This window comes from Microbacterium sp. Leaf179 (assembly GCF_001423785.1).
Lineage (GTDB): Bacteria > Actinomycetota > Actinomycetes > Actinomycetales > Microbacteriaceae > Microbacterium.
Genome location: NZ_LMPH01000001.1, coordinates 538,243 through 554,990 on the forward strand (window position 1 = coordinate 538,243; position 16,748 = coordinate 554,990).

Here is a 16,748-nt window from a genome sequence, read left to right on the forward strand (position 1 = left end):
CACGCCTCCGCGCGCGCCGCGCGAGACGGTAGCGTCGGAGCAGACCATCGACGGGGGATGCATGAACGCTCTGGGCCTGATCGCCACGACCGCGGGCGCGGTACTCGTGCTCGCCGTGGTGCTGCACGTCTGGTACGCGATGGGCCTGTCGCGCGTCTTCGCGGCGCGCGGCGCGGAGCCCTGGCGCGCGTGGGTGCCGATCGTGAACGACGCCGAGGTCTTCCGGCTGGGGCGGGTCGAGCCGGTGCGCGCCGTGCTGCTGCTCGTGCCTTTCGTCAACGTCTACGCCCTCGTGCTCAAGGCGACCGCGGCGCACCGCCTGGGCGCCGCGTCGGGACGCGGTGCCGGTACGACGGCGCTGGCGCTCGTTCTGCCGCCCGTGTGGGCGGGGATCCTCGCGGCACCCGGGGCGACCCCGGATGCCGCGAAGCCCCACGACGCGAACGACCCCGCGGTCGATGAGGCCGCGGTCGATGACGCCGAGGAGCCCTCGTCGGGTCCCCTCACCGCGGTCCCCGGGGCGGGAACGCCGGCCGCGGCCGCCGGAACCCGCCGCGCTTCGCGCTCCGTCGAGGTCCCCGCCGCCGTACCGGTGCTGGCCGGACCCGTCGACGTCCCCCTGCGGGGCGCGTCGGTCCTCACGACGACGCCCGAGGTCGGATCCTCCGCGCCGGTCGCTCCCCCCTCCGGCTCCGCCGTGCGCGGCGACGATTCCGGCCCGGCCGAGCACGACGACGTCGCGCCGGTGAGTGCCGCGCCCATCGCCCCGACCGCCGAGAGCGGTCTCGGGGGGATCGACGCCGCGGACGGACCCGCGGCCGCTGACACCGGCGCGCCGTTCGACCGGGTCGCCGAGACGACCGACGCCACGGCATCCGCCGCCGACCGCGGCGAGATGCCGGTCGCGGCGCCGCTCGACGAGTCGACGCAGACCGCTCGGCCCCGCTCCCGCCGCCGGGGGGAGTGGATCCTCGGCCTCCCCGACGGGGAGCAGGTGAGCATCACCGGACGAACCGTCGTGCTCGGACGCAAACCCGCGCAGACCGAGGAATCGGTGCAGTACATCGCGGTCGCCGACGACACCCGCACCATGTCGAAGCAGCATGCGCGGCTCGACTGGACGGTGACGGGCTGGACCATCACCGACCTGGACTCGACGAACGGCGTGACGTTGCTGCACGACGACGGGCGCAGCGAACGGCTGCGCGCGCAGACCCCCGCTCTCGCCTCGGAGCGGTTCCGTCTCGGCGACGCGCAGATCGATCTGCGTCCCGGCGCGATCGCCTAGTCGGCCGGCGCGTCTCCGTAGAGTCCACGGCCCGTGGGGGCGGGTCGGCGGGGCTCGGTCTCTTCGCGGCGTCGGCTCACGAGGACCGCGAGGGCTCCGATCGCGCCCAGCACGATGAGACCGGCGACGCCGATCCCCGTCGCCAGGGTGATGGCCGCGGCATCCGGTCCGGGTCCGACGACCACCGCGACGGCCTCGGGCGTCTGCGTCGGCTGCGGCGTGGACGCGGCACCCGGGAAGGGGCTCTTGGGGCCGCGGAGCCCTGAGCCGGGTACGAGCACGATCGCGTCGTAGGGCTGCACGATGCCCCAGCCCGACGAGTTCGAGCGCGTGTCGGGCTGCGCCCGCACGGCCGTCGCCTCGAGGCGGTAGGCCCACTGCGCGGGTGTCTCGTCGGGATGAGCGGCGGCGACGAGGGCCGCCGCGGCCGAGACGTAGGCGGCGGCGTAGCTGGTGGCGGGGGCGTCGGTGGCGACCGCGCAGTCGCCGCCCTGCGGCCACGCCGACGCGATGTTCTGCCCGGGGGCGGCCAGCGCGACATGGGAGCCGCGGATGCTCGCACTCGTGACGACGCCCGCGTCGTTGGCGGCCGCGACCCCGATGGCGCCGGAGAAACCGGCGGGGTAGCGCGTGCCGTCGGAACCGTTCTCTTCGACCGCGGAGGTGGAGTCGCGGTTGCCGGCGCTGGCGACGACCAGGCTGCCGCGATCGCGGGCGTACGCGACCGCGTCGGCCAGGGCCGCGTTCTTCTCGGTCGTGCTCATCGAGACGTTGATGATCTGCGCGCCACGGTCGGCCGCGATGCGGATGCCCTCGGCCATGCGCGCGGTGTTCGGACCGAACCCGGCCTCGACCTGCTGATCGGAGTCGCCGGCGTACACGCGCACCGGCAGGATCCGCACCTCGGGGGCGAGTCCCTGAACGCCCGACTTCGGGATGAGCCGGGCGGCGATCTGCCCGGCGATCACCGTTCCGTGACCGTAGACGTCGGTGCGCCCGATGCCGTCGGTGCCGTCGGGCACGAGGTTGACGCCGGCGATGATCGCGTCGTCGAGGTGGGGGTTCGGGGCGACGCCGGAATCCACGACGGCCACCGTGATGCCCGCGCCGCGGGTGAGCTCCCACGCCGCCTCGCTCTGCAGCTTGTCGAGGGCGGGCGGGGTCTGGCTGATCCGCGTCGCCGCGAGGCACTGGTCGCGCGACGACGACACGACACCGGATGCCGGACCCGAGGCGTGAGCGGCGGCGGGCGAGGCCGACAGCAGCAGACCCGCGACGAGGATCGCCGCACCGAACCCGCCGGTCCGCCGGCGAAGGGTCACTTCGACCCCGTGGTCGGGGACTGCTGCGCGGCGCTCTCGCTCAACGACGGGCCCGTGCGCAGCAGCGCCGTCCACCCGTCGGTCACGGCGGCGACGTCGGAGGGGGAGTAACCGAGGCGGGCGATGGTCTCGTCGGTGGCGTTCGGCAGCGGGTAGGCCGTGCCCGTGGCATCCACCAGGGTCAGCACGCTCGAGCTCTGGTCGCCGCGGCCTCCGGCGCGCACGAGGGCACCGTGGCTCGGGTCGACCCGTACGCCGGCCGTGACGGGCGCCGAGGCCGGCTGGGTGGCGAGGGCGGTCGTCGCCTGCCCCTCGCCGCCCCGGAGGATCGCGCAGGGGCGCTCGCCGGCGGCGACGGTCTCGAAGCCGGTGCGCGGCCACTCGTCGCCGAGGCCGGTGGGCGCCGTCGAGAGCGTGCGGATCTCGTCGGCGGTGACCTCGGTCACGGAGCCGTTCAGCGCGCTGCCGCTGCCCAGCTGGTAGAGCTGCCAGGCGAGGGGGGTCAGCGCCTCGAGAACCCCGCCGGTCTGCACGAGGAACCGCTCGTCGTCGGCCGAACCGGCCTGCCGGATCACCTGGCCCACCTTGAGGTTGGTCCCGGGTACCGAGGCGCCGTAGTTCTGCAGCGTCAGGGGGGTGAGGGGCGTGCTGGCGGTGAACAGATCGAGCCACGCCGCGGGCACCGTCACCGGCGACAGCGCCGAGATGCCGGCCGCGCGCAGCACGGCGTCGGCGTCGCTGCTCGACACCGCGAAACTGCGACCCCCCAGCACCACGTGCAAGATGCCGTCGACCGAGACGACGACCGCGCGGTCGGTCTCGGTGGCCGGACCGCTCGCCGTGGACAGGCGCACGTCGAGGCCGGCCACGTCGGAGACGCACGCGCTCCACCCGGTGTTGATGAGGCCCGACGCGGGTGGGATCTCATCGGGCGCTCCCGTGATGCCGAGGGTGTCCCCTACGGGAGTGCCGGCCAGGGTCGCCTGGTCGGTGGAGATCACGCCGAAATCGCTCGCGGGCAGCAGCAGGCGGGCGCTGGCCGTGTTGATGACGGGGTGCAGGACGCCCTCGACGGTGACGAAACGCGCCCCGGTGTCGGAGACGAGCACGAGCTTGCCGTTCTCCCATCCCGTCGGAAGGCCGGGGCGGATCAGCCCGTAGAACACGCCGACCAGCACGACGATGACCGTGAGGGCGATGGCCGCGATGACCGCGCGCAGCGGAGACGTCGGCTGCAGTTCCTTGCCGCCCGGCGCGCCGCTGACGAACGCGGTGAGCAGGCGTCGGCGCGAGAAGTTCTGCGCCTCGATCAGGTCGCCCTTGGTGGCCACGACGTCAGGCCAGACCGGAGGCGATGACCGACAGCGGAAGCAGCGACGCCAGCACCAGCAGTTCGGCGGTGTCGGCGATCCGGATCAGCCGCAGGCGCGTCTTCGGAGCCAGCAGGGTGACGGTGACCACGCTGACGGTGGCGGTCGCGAGCACGACCAGGATGCCGACACGCAGGTCGGGCTGCGTCAGCGAGGCGACCACGCCCGAGACGACGAGACCCAGGATGCCGGTCGTCATCACCGTCAGCACGCCCGCTCGCGCGAACGTCTGCCGGGAGGGGAACATCATGCCGGCGAAGGCCAGGGCGCCCAGGAGCGCCCCCGCGGCGTTCTGCGCGGCGACGAGGGGGACGGCGAGGAGCACGGACGCGGCGAGGGCGAGCCGCAGGGCCATGAGGATGCGCTTGCCCTGCGCCACCCGCTCCGCGACGTCGTCGGCGTCGATGGGCTCCGGTTCGGCGAACATCTCGGCGTCGCTCTGCGGCGAGACGATGCGCAGTCGAGTGGTTCCGAGGGCGAGCCACGGCAGTGCGCCGCCGAGGGTCGCGACGATGCCGACCATGACCGTCCACACGGTCGCGGCGGGGAAGAAGGCGGCGAAGGTCCCCGTCACGCCGATGACCCCGCCGGCGATCAGGGGCGCCAGCTGAAGTTCGGCGCGGTCGCGGGTGAGGGCCAGAGCGACGCCGGCGATCACGAAGGCTCCACCCCCCGCGGCGGCGAGGGGCCAGCCCCAGATGTCGAACGCCGGCGGGACGGAGAGGAACCCCGCGACCGCCGCGAACACGGAGGCCGCCATTCCCAGGCCCTGGCCGGCCTCGCGTTGGCCGAGCCGCGCGACGACGGCCGCGACGACGAGCAGCACGACCGCGCCGCCGCCGGCGACCAGGGCGCCGAAGGGGAGGGCGCGACCGGCGGCGAGGAGCAGCACCGCGCAGACGCCGAGCAGAGCCAGGCTGACCGCGAGGGCCGTGCGGGCGTTGTCGCGCGTCGTCCAAGGACGGTTCTGCTGCGACGTGGCGTCGATGACGGCCTCGACGATGTCGTCGTAGACGCGCGGCTGAGCGACGAGCCCGCCACGCACGAGGGTGAGCACCTCTCCGTCGACGATGCCCTGGGCCGAGGCCCCGCGCGACGGATCGACGGTGGTGCCGTCGGCGCGCTGCAGGGCGTAGCCGGCGGAGGTCATCGACGGATCGAGCACCCCGAGCGATCGGGCGAAGCCCGGCAGGAACTCGATGACGGGCACCTGAGCGGGAATCGCGATGTCGAGCCGGCGGCCCTCGCTCTGCACGGACAGGCGCAGCAGCGCCCGTGTGGCGTTCATGACGTCAGCCATCCGCGGCCCCCTCTTTCCGGACCGAAGCCCCCTGCGGTCAGACCCCGAAATCCTATCGTCGGGGCACGGCGTTCCGCGCGCCGAGCACGGGACCGCGCGTCCGATCGGAGCGCCCGGTCACGTGCCCAGTCGACGCGTTCAGCCGAAGCGCGCCGCGGACGCGCGGTCGGCCGTGACGTAGTCGTCGGCGATGTTGTCGGTGGCGGTCGAGATGCGGTGCAGGGCGTCCCTCATCTGCTCGAGGGTGGCGCTCCACTGCTGCTGCGCATTGTTGTAGGCGACCTGGGCGGTGCCCTCCCATTCGCCGCGCAGTCGGGACACCTCGGCATCGAGGCCGCTCAGAGCGGCGTCGATGCGGGCACTCTCGGCGCGCAAGCGGCCGGCCGCAGCGTGCAGGGATTCGGGTGTGACGCGGAGATCACTCATCTCATTCGCCTCCCAGCAGTGAGCCCAGCCCGTGGATCGTCGTGCTGTGCGCCTCTTCGACGGCTTCCTGGTCACGCGCCGTCGCGGTCAGGGCGGCGCTGAGGGTGACCAGCACGTCGTTGAGACGGTTCGCCCCGGCCGTCCACTCGTTCACCAGCACCCCGTACGCCGTGGCGGCGTCGCCCGTCCAGTTGGCGCGCAGCTCGTCGAGCTCGGCGAGGACCCGGCGGGCGCTGTCGGCGATGTCGGCGTGCGTGCCCGCCACCACTTCGGCGCCTCGGACGAGGGCGCCCTCGCCCGCGGAGATGCGATCAGACATTGTCCTCACTCCTGTCGGACCCGTCGCGACCGCCCGCCTGGGCGTTCTCGGAACGGGGACCGATCTCTTCGTCGTCTTCCATGCGGGGAGCGATGGGGCCACCGAGGCCGCGTGCCGCCTCGTCCTTTCGGTCGGACCGGGAACCCGGTCCGCCCATCCCACCGACGCCCCGGTTGCCGCCCGCTGCGCCGCGCGTCGCGCCGGACGCGGCGCCCGCGCCGCGTGCTCCGCCCGCGGCGGTCGCCGCTCCACCGGCACCGCGGCGTCCTCCACCGGCGGCTGTGCCGCCGCCGGCCGTACCGCCGCCGGCCGTACCGCCGCCGGCCGCGCCGCCCATGCCGGCACCGCGCATGCCCGCGCCGCGTGCCGTCGACGAACCCGCCGCGCCGCCGCCGACACCGCCGAGCCCACCGACACCGCGGGCGCCGGTCCCCCCGCCGGGGGTCTTGCCCAGCAGTCCGCCTGCGCGCCCGCCGGCGCCGCCGCCACCTGCCACGGCCCCGCCGCCCCCGAAGAGGCCGCCACCGGCGCCCCCCGTCGGGGCGCCGACGCGACCGAGCGCGAGGGCGCCGCCGCCGCCGGCGACGAGTCCGGCCGACAGGCCCGAGCCGAGGCCCGCGCCCGGACCACCGGGGGTGCCGATCAGTCCGCCGCCGCCGCCGCCTCCTCCGCCGGGCAGGCTCGGGATGCCGCCGGGAAGGGTGGGCGAGCCCGAGATCGGGCCGTCGGGAGTCGGGTCGGGCGGGATGTTCTCGAGGTCGATCGGCGGTCGGCCGGTCGGCAGGTCGGGGTGGCCGTTCGGGAAAGGACCGTACTCGCTCGGGCCCGAGGGAGTGCCGGGCAGCGTCTCGTAGTCGCCGGGGGTCTCACCCGTCGAGGGGGGCGGAATGTCGATGCCGCCGTTTCCCCCGCTGCTACCGCCGCCGCCGGGGCCGAGCGGCGACACGTCCCAATTCGGGTACTGCTCGATGCTCCGACCGCCGACGCGTCCCGGTCCGGGTTGCGAGCCGGGCGTCGGTGCGGGCGACGGATCGTCGTCGGGCGTGGCCGTCGGGTTGAACGGCGGCGGGTTGGTCATCGAGATCTGGTCGAGCTCGTCGGAGTGCGCTTGGAACTTCGTCCTCGCGTCGTCTTCGCGTCGATCCGCCAGGTAGCCGTTGATGACGTTGGTGGCACCTTCGCCCGCGAGGAACGACACGGGACCGAGCATGAAGGTGGAGCCCATGGCGGCCCCGCGGACCGCGATCTCCTGCCCGGGAGTCATCTCCCCGGCGGGCAGCGAGGCCAGCGAGTCCCGCGCGCGCGAACGGATGTCGTTGGCATCAGCGAGGTATCGGGGGATCTCGTCTTCGACGTAGCCGATCTGCTTCGAGACCTCGGACGCGGTGGAGCTGAAAGCCGCTTGCGCCGACGTTCCCGCTCGTCCCACCAGGCCCGGGTCGCTGGCGACGCGATCGAGGACGTTCTTGAGCGCCGTGAGGCCGCTCACCAACTCGGTGCGCGTCGGAACGTCCCATGGAACGCCACCCTCGGCGAGGCGCTGCAGGCGCAGTTCCCAGTCTCCGGTCATGACGACTTTCCTCCCTCTGCCTTACGGCGTCGGCTGATGGTGATGATGACGATGGTGATGACGATCGCGAGGACCACGAACCCGACGACCGCGCCGATGATCCAGGGGACGAGCGCCCCGATGTCGAAGCCGCTGGGCTCGTCGCCGTAGGCGTCGAAGCTGCGCGACCGCGCAGCGGGGGCGACGTAGCCCTGCGTCTTGGCGGTGGCGATCTGTTCCGCGGTCGGCATTCCCGCGGGCTTGTCCATCAGCGGGGTCTCATCGGGGTACTGCAGCGGATCGACGGAGAGAAGCGACGACAGCCAAGCGGCGCCGTAGCCGTAGCCGTCATCGGTGCGGGCCGGCGTGTGCACCTCGTCGTTCGTGGTGGCGATGAGGGCCTGCACCAGCTGGTTCCCCGTCGCCTGGGGCGTCTTCTGGGCGGCCAACGCGAGCATTCCCGCGACCAGGGGAGCGGTGTTCGACGACCCCGTCCCCGATCCGGTGGCCGACCAGTCGCCCTCGCGCCCCACCCCGGGGATCCGGAACCCTCCGGCGACCACGGTGGTGTGGGTGATGACGTAGTCCGAGCCGTCCGAGCTCTTCTGGATGTGGCCTTCGCGATCGATGGCCGTGGTGGTCACGACGCCGTTGAGCGCACCGACCGAGGTCTCGGAGTCGCCGAGTTGGCTGGGGTTCGCCGAGGCGCTGACGACGGCGACACCCTTCGCGACGGCGTACGCGATCACCGGGGCGTCCCGCTCGTCCCAGGGCTGGCCGACGGCCGTGTAGACGATCTCGTTGCCGTCGTCGACGGCGGTCTTGACCGCCAATCCGAATTCGCTGATGTCCTCGTCGGAGTTGACGTCGCACCGCTCGTCGCTCTCGGGCCCGTATCCGTAGACGGTGACGTCGGCGTCGGGGGCCACACCGTTGATGTTGCCCGACCCGGTTCCGTTGCCGATGAGCAGTGCGGTCATCGTGGTTCCGTGACGCGCTGCCGAGTTGGCATCCGCCGTCTTCACCTCGGGGGCGTTGGAGCAGATCGGGAAGTCCGAGATGCGGAGGTTGCGTCCCTCGAACACCGGGAGGTCGGGATTGATCTGCTTCTCGATGACTCCGACCTTGACGCCCGCGCCGGTGAGGCCGGCCGCGTGCGCCGCGTCGACGCCGTAGGTGGAGTACCAGAACGCGAGGTTCTCTTGCGGGTTGTCGCTCTCGCCCTCCGCGAGGGCGGGGGAGGCGGCGCCGAAGGAGACGATGGTGGCGACGAGAACGGCGCCGACGGCGCGGCCCGCGGAACGGGGCGCGCTCATCACAGAGGGATGTTCCGACTCGAGAACGGCGATCGGCTGCCCGCCGACGGGGGCGTCGCCGCCGCGTCGATCAGCGAGAGGGCGTTGGTGGCGTCGCTGGCGTTCATCTCGTCGCGATCGCGGAGCGTGGTGACGGCCTGAGCGAGCGCTTCGGCGTTCTGCTGGACGTACTGGCGTACCTCTTCGATGCGCATACCCAGCATCTGGGCGCGCTGCTCGAGGTGCGACGTGAATGCGGCCGCGGGGACCTCGGTCGAGTTGCCTTCGACCATCGCGATGACGGCGGCGGACGGCAGCTGATCGGTCGATGTCGTCAGCGTGCTCGAGTTGTGAAGGGGAAGGTCGCCTTCGTAGCCGATGTCAGACATGGGATCACTCGTTTCTCGAGGTCAGAAGAGGGTGATGCGCGGAGTCTCCGCGCCCGCGACGCCGGGGCGGTGCGGGCGATTCCGACGGCGGCGCAGCGCCGCAGAAGATAGCCCGTCAGGGCCGAAAGAGCCGGCGGTCGCGAGTCGCGACCGCCGGCTCGATGCGACTCAGACGAAGCGGCCGGCGGCGGACTTGTCGGTCGAGGTGTAACCCTGGGCCATCTCGTCGGTCTTGGCGGCGATCTGCTGGAGCAGTTCGTTCAGGCGCGTGATGGACTGCGTCCACTGAGCCTGGGCCTGGTCGTAAGCGGTCTGCGCTTCACCGTCCCAGGAGGCGCGCAGCGCGCCGACCTGCGACTCGAGGTCGTCGAGACGGGTGCGGATGCCGGAGGCACCGTTGCGGATCTGACCGGAGAGGGCGATGACCTGCTCGGGACGAACGGACATGGACTGCATGGGAGTTCCTTCTTTCGTGTCGAGCGGGGTCAGCCGAGCAGCGAGCCCAGGTTGCCGATGGTCTGCTGGTGCGACTCTTCCGAGGCCGCCTGGTCGCGCTCGGTGCCGCGCAGAGCGTCTTCGAGCGTGACGAGCACGTTGTTGAGCTTGGTGGTCTCTTCGTTCCACCGCTGCATGAGCTGCGTGTAGGAACCGGCGGCGGCGCCGGTCCAGAAGCCGGCCACCTGGTCGAGCTCGGTACGAACCTTGCGAACCTGCTCGTCGATGCCCGACTTCGCGGTGTTGACCGCTTCGGCTCCGCGACGAAGCGCACCCTCCTGGGCTGCGATGAGATCTGCCACGTCTGTCTCCTCGTTGTTCCACCGGGCGCGCCCGGGCGTTGCGGATCATGTCTTCACGCACGGGAATCGGACCCGGACGCGGGATCGATGGAACAACCGGAGCCCCCCACCGACCCACTGAATGTACGTAAAGGAGGGGGTCACGGCAAGCCTCTTGCGCAAACCCAAGAATGACAAAATTCTCATCTTCACACCCCGGCCGTCGAGGACCACGCGGCCGGTGCCGGGCGGCTACGCTGGTGCGGTTCCCGCGCCTTCCGAGGCGGACGGGCGGCGAGAACGAGGGGGACCGTTGAGCGCTGAGGTGGTGCACGGGCGACGTGTCGCGCTGGTCGACGGCGCCACGCGGTTCGATCTCGTGGTTCCGCTGCACGCCAGCGTCGACGACGTCCTGCGCGCCGCGGCCGTCACGGGCGACGGCGTGCGGGTGGTGGGCATCGCCGGCCGCGAGATCGATCGGTCCACGACCATGCGCTCCCTCGACGACGGCTCCGTCCTGGTCCTCGTCGATCCCGCGGCCTCGTTCGCCGCCGCGACCGCCGACGCGAAGCGGCCTGTCCTCGCCCGCCGGGCACCGGCCGTGTGGTCGGTGCTGGCGGCGGGGGGCGGCATCCTGGCCCTTCTGCGTCTCCTCGGCGGCGACGCCCTTCCGGCGTCGGTCCGCGTGCCGGTCGCGGTCGTCGCGCTGATCGCCGCGCTGGCCTCGGCCACCGCGTTCTCGCTGTCGGCCCGCTCGACCACGTCGACCCTCGTTCCCGTGGTCGCCCTGATCTCGCTCGCGTTCGGGGGAGGGGTGGCCGTCGTCCCCGACGTGCCGGCGTCGTCGGCGTCGTCGGCGTCGGTGGCCGTGTTCACCGGGCTGCTCGGCGGGGCGATCCTCGCCGGCGTCATCGGCGTGCTCGGCGCTCCCGAGACCCTGCGCGCGCAGGGTCGGACGGCCGCGATCGTGGTGGGCGTGCTCGCGGGCGTCTGGGGCCTCTCTCTTCTTCTGCATCTCGACCCCACGGCGCCCGCGGCCGTCACGCTCGGTCTCGTCCCCGTCGCGCAGCGCGTGTTGCAGGCGAGCCTCGTCGACGTCGCGCCCGGCACGTTCGTCGACTACGCCCGGTTCCAGACCACGCGGTGGACGGTGCGGCAGAGCCTGCCCGACGAGGTGCGCACGATCGAGGCGGCCGATGCCGACGCCCTGGTCGAGCGCTCCACGGCGCGACTCACCATCGGGGTGCTGCTGCTGATCCTGGCGGGGGCGGCCAGCGCGTTCACCGCGCTGCCGTCGTTCCCCTCCGACGACCCGGTGATCCTGGGCGGGCGGATAGCCCTGGCGACGACGGTCGTCCTGGCGTTGCTGCTCGGCTCGCGCAAGAGCACCGTGCCGTTCCTCCGCTGGGTCGAGCGAGCGGGAGCCGCCGTCGTCCTGGCTTCGGTGCTGGTGGCGCTGCTCCCCGCGATCTCGTCGGGCCTGCTCGTGGTGATCGCCGGCATCTGCCTCGCGGTGGGTCTCGGGTGCGCGCTGCTGACGGTGCCCATCGGCCGCGGCTTCCGCTCCCTCGGCTGGTCGCGCACGGGCGACGTCTTCGAGGCGCTCGCGACGGCTCTGTCGCTCCCGGCGGGCATGCTCGCCGCCGGAGCGATCGAGATCGCGCGTGCGATGATGGCGACATGACGCAGACGCCGCCGTTCGGCGCGCCCGCGACGGTGGGGGTGCGCGTGGGCGCCTTCAGCGTCGACGCCGCCCTCGTGGTCATCGCCGCGGGCGTGGCATCGCTTCTCGGCTCTCCCGTCCTCGGTGCCGCGGTCGCGGCCGAGGCGTTGTTGGGGCTGTGGATCCTGCAGGCGCGTCGGGGGTCGACCCCCGGTGCCCTGCTGTTCGGTGTGCGCACGTCGCGGATCGAGGCGCCGCTCGTCCCGGGCGCCGGGCGCGCCTTCGTGCGCGGCCTGCTCGTCGTGCTCGGCGGGCTGGTGCTCGTGGCGGGGGCGTGGGTCGTCGTGGCCTCGGCCGCCTTCGACCGCTCGGGTCGGCGACGCTCGTGGGCGGATCGCGCGGCGGGAACGGTCCTTCTGGCCGTCCCGCGGGGCGAGAAGGCCCCGGATGCCGACGACCCCCGCGCTCTGTCGGAGCCCACGGTCCATGCGCGACCGGCGTCACCGCGCGAACCCCTCCGCGTCGACGCCGGCGTGGCGGCGCTTCCGTCCGCCCCCGAGTGGGATTCCCCGCTCATCGCGATCGAGGCGCCCACGTCGGCGGGCGCACGCCCGGCCCCCGTGGCTCCGGCCGCGACCGTCGACGCCGACGGTGACGGCGACGCCGCGCCGACTCCGCGCACCGGTGTGACGGGCGCCGAGCTGCTGGTCGTCTTCGACACCGGCCAGCGCGCACAGTTCGCACTCCCCGCCGCGGTCAACTTCGGGCGCGCACCGGTCGCCGATCAGGCCGGCGACGTACTCATCGCGGTCGACGACCCCGACCGCCTCATCTCCAAGACGCACCTGCGCCTCGAACACGACGGCGAGGTGGCGTGGGTCATCGACGCCGGATCGACGAACGGCTCCGAGCTCATCGACGACGACGGCGCCGTCCATCCCCTCCCTCCCGGTGCGCGCACCCTGCTCGAGGACGGCACCCGCGTGCGCCTCGGCGAACGCGTCTTCACCCTCAGCCGCCTGATCGGAGGTCCCGCGTGAGCACGGGTCCGCGCATCGCCCCGCCGTCGCTGCCGAACGGGCGGATCGTGCTGCAGCCGCCGCCCGAGCTCGTGCCGAACGAGGGCGGCAGCGGCATCCTGACCTCGCTCCTGCCGATGCTCGGCAGCGTGGGCGCCATCGTGATGGTCACCATCTCGAACAGCGGGCCGACGGGCTTCCTCATCGGAGGCATGTTCCTGCTGTCGTCGCTGGGCTTCGTCGCCGTCAACGGCTGGCGTCAGCGCGCCCAGCGCAACGCCGAGGTGCTGGGCAATCGGCGCGAGTACCTCGCGTACCTGTCCGACCTCCGCGAGACGGTGCGGGTCGCCGCGCGCAAGCAGCGTCGCCACGGCGGATGGATCATGCCCGCTCCCGCCGCCCTGCCCTACATCGCCGAGGAGCGGTCCCGCGTCTGGGAACGCCAGCCGGGCGACGAGACGTTCCTCCTCGCGCGCATCGGCGTCGCCGACCAGCCGCTCAGCCTCGCCCTCGAGGCACCCGAGCTGCCGCCCCTGGCGCAACTCGATCCGGTCGCCGCCTCGGCCGCCCACCGCTTCATGCTGACGCACGAGATCCAGCGCGACCTTCCTCTCGGCTTCCCCCTCGGCGACTACGCGCGCATCGAGCTCGTGGGCGCCGACGAAGACGCCGTGCGCAGCCTCGCGCGCTCGCTCGTCGCTTCGGCGGCGACGCTGCACGATCCCGAAGACGTGATCGTCGCGGTGCTCGCCGGCCCCGCGCAGACGGCCGCCTGGGACTGGGTGAAGTGGCTGCCGCACGCGATGTCGTCGCGGGTGCAGGACCGACTCGGCCCCGCGCGCATGATCTCGGGCTCGCTCGACGAGCTCGTCGACATGCTGCCGACCCAGCTCGCCGGTCGTCCGCGGTTCGCGCCCGGCGGCGGGGTCACCCCGCACGTCGTGCTCGTCGTCGACGGTGTCGACACGATGGCGCACGCCTCGTTCGCGGGGCTCGAGGGCGCGCAGGGCGTCACCGTGATCGACCTGCCCGCGCGGTGGGACGAGCTCGACGATCCGTCGATCGCGCGCGTGGCGCTCGCCGAGACCGTGGCTCCCGTGCGGCCCCGCCGCGGCGAGACCGCGGCCGTCGTCGCGCCCGCGGAGTTCATCGACGGCGCGGGGCGTGCGCAGACCTTCTACCCGGATGCCATGACCATCGCCGAGGCCGAGGCCACCGCGCGCCGGCTCATGCCGCTGCGGCCCGCGCCCATGGTGGTCGTCGACGCGCCGACGACGCAGGGTCAGGCCGAGCTGACGGAACTGCTCGGCCTTCCCGACGTGCGCGCGGTCGACTTCGACCAGGCGTGGAGCCCGCGCCTCGAGCGCGACCGCTTGCGCGTACCGATCGGTCAGGAGCCGTCGGGGGCGCCGCTCATCCTCGACCTGAAAGAGTCCGCCTCGCAGGGCATGGGGCCCCACGGCGTGATGGTGGGGGCGACCGGTTCGGGTAAATCCGAGGTGCTGCGCACCCTCGTGCTCGCGCTCGCGATGACCCACTCGCCCGAGCAGTTGAACTTCGTCCTCGTCGACTTCAAGGGCGGCGCGACGTTCGCGGGCATGGCCGACATGCCCCACGTCTCGGCCGTCATCACCAACCTGGGGGCCGAGCTCGCTCTGGTGGACCGCTTCCAGGACGCCCTGCAGGGCGAGATCGTGCGCCGTCAGGAGCTGCTGCGCGCGTCGGGCAACTTCGCCAACGTCGGCGAGTACGAGGCGGCGCGCCGCGGCGGGCGCTCCGACCTGGCTCCGCTCCCGGCCCTGCTGGTCGTCGTCGACGAGTTCTCCGAGCTGCTGTCGGCCAAACCCGAGTTCGTCGACAGCTTCCTCAACATCGGGCGCGTCGGCCGATCGCTCCACGTGCACCTGCTCCTGGCATCCCAGCGCCTCGAAGAGGGCAAGCTGCGCGGGCTCGACACGTACCTGTCGTACCGGATCGGTCTGCGCACCTTCTCGGCCGCCGAGTCGCGCACGATCATCGGCACGCCCGACGCGTACACGCTGCCGCAGGAACCGGGCGTGGGCTTTCTCAAGAGCGACACCGAGAACCTCGTGCAGTTCCGCGCGGCGTACGTGTCGGGGCGGCCGAGGGGTAACCCCGGCGTCGCCGTCGACGAGTTCGACGCCGTCTCGTCGGGGCCCGCGCGGGTCGAGGTGTTCACGGCCATGGCCCAGCCCGACGACGACACCGACATCGAGATGGATGCCGCGCCGGCGGCGATCTCGGCGCCCGTCGCCGAGAAGCGGTCGACGTTCCAGATCGCCGTGGACCGCATGAAGGACCGCGGGCCCGAGGCCCACCAGGTGTGGCTGCCGCCGCTGGCCGAACCGTCCCCCCTCGACGAGCTCATGCCCGACCTGGCGGAAGACCCCGTGCTGGGCCTCGTCTCGCGCCGGTGGCGTGACGCCGGAGCCCTCACCGTGCCGATCGGTGTCGTCGACATCCCGCTGGAGCAGCGCCGCGACCACCTCACGGTCTCGCTCGGCGGTGCGGCCGGTCACGTCGCGATCGTCGGTTCGCCGCTGAGCGGCAAGTCCACGCTCGCGCGCACCCTCGTCTCTGCGCTGGCGCTGACGGGCACCCCGCAGGAGCTGCAGTTCTTCGTGCTCGATTTCGGCGGCGGTGGCTTCACGGCGATGCAGCGGCACCCGCACGTGGCCGGTGTCGCCACGCGAACCGAACCCGAGGCCGTGCGTCGCGCGGTGGCCGAGGTCGAGGCCGTGCTCGACGCGCGCGAGCAGTACTTCCGCCGCAACGCCGTCGACTCCATCGAGACGTACCGCTCGCGACGGCGCGACGGGCGGCTCGACGACGGCTTCGGCGACGTCTTCCTCGTGGTCGACGGATGGTCGACGCTTCGGGCCGAATTCGAGCCCCTCGAAGCCCGCATCCAGACGATCGCCGCGCGCGGCCTGAGCTTCGGCGTGCATGTCGTGGTGACCGCGAACCGGTGGCTCGAGATCCGCGCGGCACTCAAAGACCTCATCCAGACGCGGGTCGAGCTGCGTCTGGGCGACCCGACCGACTCCGACGTCGACCGCAAGCAGGCGGCCAACGTGGCCGCGGGCCAGCCCGGCCGTGGCCTCAGCGCGACCAAGCTGCAGATGCTCACCTCGGTGCCGCGCATCGACGGCTCCGGCGACGCGGGCACCCTCGCCGACGGTGTGGCCGACATGATCGGCAAGGTCGCCGCCGCCTGGCACGGCGAGCCCGGCCCGAAGATGCGACTGCTCCCCGAGACCATCTCGCTCGACGAGGTGCGCGCGCTCGCCGCGCCCGACGACCCGCGCCTGCTGCTCGGCATCGAGGAGGCGCAGCTGTCGCCCTTCGGCGTCGACCCCCGCCTCGAGTCGCACCTGTTCGTCTACGGCGACTCGGGAATGGGCAAGTCGGCGTTCCTGCGGGGCGTGGCGAAAGAAATCCAGCGCCTGTATACGCCCGCCGAGGCGAAGATCTTCGTCGTCGACTACCGTCGCGCGCTGCTCGGTGAGATCCCCGACGACTACCTCGGGGCCTATCTCACCTCGCACGACCTGGCCACGGGCGGAATGAACGACCTCGCGCAGTACTTCTCCACGCGCATCCCCGGCCCCGACGTGACCCCCACGCAGCTGCGCGAACGCAGCTGGTGGAAGGGCGCCGAGGGCTTCATCCTGGTCGACGACTACGACCTCGTCGCCACCAGCCAGGGCAACCCCCTCGCGGTGTTGCAGCCGCTGCTGGCGCAGGCCGGCGACCTCGGTCTGCACGTCATCCTGACGCGTCGGTCGGGCGGTGCGAGTCGAGCGGCCTACGACCCGATCATCCAGCGCTTCACCGATCTCGGCGTGACCGGCATCCTGCTGGGGGGAAACCCCGAAGAGGGCGCCTTGATCGGTCGGGTCAAGCCCGAGCGGGCAGCGCCGGGTCGGGCGCAGATCGTCAGCCGCGAGCACGGTCTCGTCGCCTCGCAGCTGGTCTTCTCGCCGCCGACGAGCTGATCACCCCTCCTCC

14 protein-coding genes are annotated in these 16,748 nt (G+C 72.8%); 4 read left to right on the plus strand and 10 right to left on the minus strand.

From position 1 onward, the window contains the following. The first annotated feature begins 61 nt into the window (after positions 1 to 61). Positions 62 to 1,288 (plus strand): DUF5684 domain-containing protein, encoded by a 1,227-nt coding sequence (locus ASF96_RS02495; RefSeq protein WP_055935625.1) that lies wholly within the window; start codon positions 62 to 64, stop codon positions 1,286 to 1,288. On the opposite strand, the gene ASF96_RS02500 is transcribed toward ASF96_RS02495, so the two are convergent. The 10 genes from ASF96_RS02500 to ASF96_RS02545 all read right to left on the minus strand — a co-directional run bounded on the left by ASF96_RS02500 (position 1,285) and on the right by ASF96_RS02545 (position 10,055). Continuing rightward, positions 1,285 to 2,610, minus strand: coding sequence for a S8 family serine peptidase (locus ASF96_RS02500; protein WP_055935628.1), 1,326 nt, complete (start codon positions 2,608 to 2,610; stop codon positions 1,285 to 1,287). The genes ASF96_RS02495 and ASF96_RS02500 overlap by 4 nt on opposite strands. After that, on the minus strand, positions 2,607 to 3,941 hold the full coding sequence (eccB, locus tag ASF96_RS02505) for a type VII secretion protein EccB (RefSeq protein WP_055831866.1): 1,335 nt from the start codon (positions 3,939 to 3,941) through the stop codon (positions 2,607 to 2,609). The genes ASF96_RS02500 and eccB overlap by 4 nt, the downstream gene beginning before the upstream one ends. Positions 3,942 to 3,945: 4 nt before the next feature. Next, complete coding sequence (gene eccD / locus ASF96_RS02510; protein WP_055935631.1) at positions 3,946 to 5,280, minus strand: type VII secretion integral membrane protein EccD; 1,335 nt, start codon at positions 5,278 to 5,280, stop codon at positions 3,946 to 3,948. A 138-nt stretch (positions 5,281 to 5,418) separates the two neighbouring features. Then, positions 5,419 to 5,706 (minus strand): WXG100 family type VII secretion target, encoded by a 288-nt coding sequence (locus ASF96_RS02515; protein ID WP_055831861.1) that lies wholly within the window; start codon positions 5,704 to 5,706, stop codon positions 5,419 to 5,421. A gap of 1 nt (position 5,707) precedes the next feature. Continuing rightward, positions 5,708 to 6,025 (minus strand): WXG100 family type VII secretion target, encoded by a 318-nt coding sequence (locus tag ASF96_RS02520; protein ID WP_055831859.1) that lies wholly within the window; start codon positions 6,023 to 6,025, stop codon positions 5,708 to 5,710. Then, complete coding sequence (locus ASF96_RS02525; RefSeq protein WP_055935634.1) at positions 6,018 to 7,595, minus strand: hypothetical protein; 1,578 nt, start codon at positions 7,593 to 7,595, stop codon at positions 6,018 to 6,020. Before ASF96_RS02525 ends, ASF96_RS02520 begins: the two co-directional genes overlap by 8 nt. After that, on the minus strand, positions 7,592 to 8,890 hold the full coding sequence (locus ASF96_RS02530) for a S8 family serine peptidase (protein ID WP_055831855.1): 1,299 nt from the start codon (positions 8,888 to 8,890) through the stop codon (positions 7,592 to 7,594). The genes ASF96_RS02525 and ASF96_RS02530 overlap by 4 nt, the downstream gene beginning before the upstream one ends. Continuing rightward, positions 8,890 to 9,258 carry a hypothetical protein gene (locus ASF96_RS02535; RefSeq protein WP_055831853.1) on the minus strand — a complete coding sequence of 123 codons (369 nt, stop codon included), beginning with the start codon at positions 9,256 to 9,258 and terminating at the stop codon, positions 8,890 to 8,892. The genes ASF96_RS02530 and ASF96_RS02535 overlap by 1 nt, the downstream gene beginning before the upstream one ends. Positions 9,259 to 9,426: 168 nt before the next feature. Beyond that, entirely contained in the window at positions 9,427 to 9,714 is a 288-nt protein-coding gene (locus ASF96_RS02540; protein ID WP_070408677.1) for a WXG100 family type VII secretion target, read from the minus strand. A gap of 29 nt (positions 9,715 to 9,743) precedes the next feature. Next, complete coding sequence (locus ASF96_RS02545) at positions 9,744 to 10,055, minus strand: WXG100 family type VII secretion target (protein WP_055831852.1); 312 nt, start codon at positions 10,053 to 10,055, stop codon at positions 9,744 to 9,746. A gap of 292 nt (positions 10,056 to 10,347) precedes the next feature. Here ASF96_RS02545 and ASF96_RS02550 point away from each other — a divergent pair, with 292 nt between their 5' ends. From ASF96_RS02550 to eccCa, 3 genes are read left to right on the plus strand one after another with little or no spacing between them, the layout of a single operon-like run. Continuing rightward, positions 10,348 to 11,718 (plus strand): hypothetical protein, encoded by a 1,371-nt coding sequence (locus tag ASF96_RS02550; protein WP_156458684.1) that lies wholly within the window; start codon positions 10,348 to 10,350, stop codon positions 11,716 to 11,718. Then, positions 11,715 to 12,737: an RDD family protein gene (locus ASF96_RS02555; RefSeq protein ID WP_055935640.1), complete on the plus strand. Its 1,023-nt coding sequence runs from the start codon at positions 11,715 to 11,717 to the stop codon at positions 12,735 to 12,737. The genes ASF96_RS02550 and ASF96_RS02555 overlap by 4 nt, the downstream gene beginning before the upstream one ends. Continuing rightward, entirely contained in the window at positions 12,734 to 16,735 is a 4,002-nt protein-coding gene (gene eccCa, locus ASF96_RS02560; protein ID WP_055935642.1) for a type VII secretion protein EccCa, read from the plus strand. Before ASF96_RS02555 ends, eccCa begins: the two co-directional genes overlap by 4 nt. Positions 16,736 to 16,748 lie beyond the last annotated feature (13 nt).

Coding starts and splice junctions, on each gene's coding strand:
- ASF96_RS02535 (WP_055831853.1), bottom strand. CDS start 9,258: ATGTCTGACATCGGCTACGAAGGCGACCTTCCCCTTCACAACTCGAGC.
- ASF96_RS02530 (WP_055831855.1), bottom strand. CDS start 8,890: ATGAGCGCGCCCCGTTCCGCGGGCCGCGCCGTCGGCGCCGTTCTCGTC.
- ASF96_RS02515 (WP_055831861.1), bottom strand. CDS start 5,706: ATGAGTGATCTCCGCGTCACACCCGAATCCCTGCACGCTGCGGCCGGC.
- ASF96_RS02525 (WP_055935634.1), bottom strand. CDS start 7,595: ATGACCGGAGACTGGGAACTGCGCCTGCAGCGCCTCGCCGAGGGTGGC.
- ASF96_RS02540 (WP_070408677.1), bottom strand. CDS start 9,714: ATGCAGTCCATGTCCGTTCGTCCCGAGCAGGTCATCGCCCTCTCCGGT.
- eccD (WP_055935631.1), bottom strand. CDS start 5,280: ATGGCTGACGTCATGAACGCCACACGGGCGCTGCTGCGCCTGTCCGTG.
- ASF96_RS02555 (WP_055935640.1), top strand. CDS start 11,715: ATGACGCAGACGCCGCCGTTCGGCGCGCCCGCGACGGTGGGGGTGCGC.
- ASF96_RS02495 (WP_055935625.1), top strand. CDS start 62: ATGAACGCTCTGGGCCTGATCGCCACGACCGCGGGCGCGGTACTCGTG.
- ASF96_RS02520 (WP_055831859.1), bottom strand. CDS start 6,025: ATGTCTGATCGCATCTCCGCGGGCGAGGGCGCCCTCGTCCGAGGCGCC.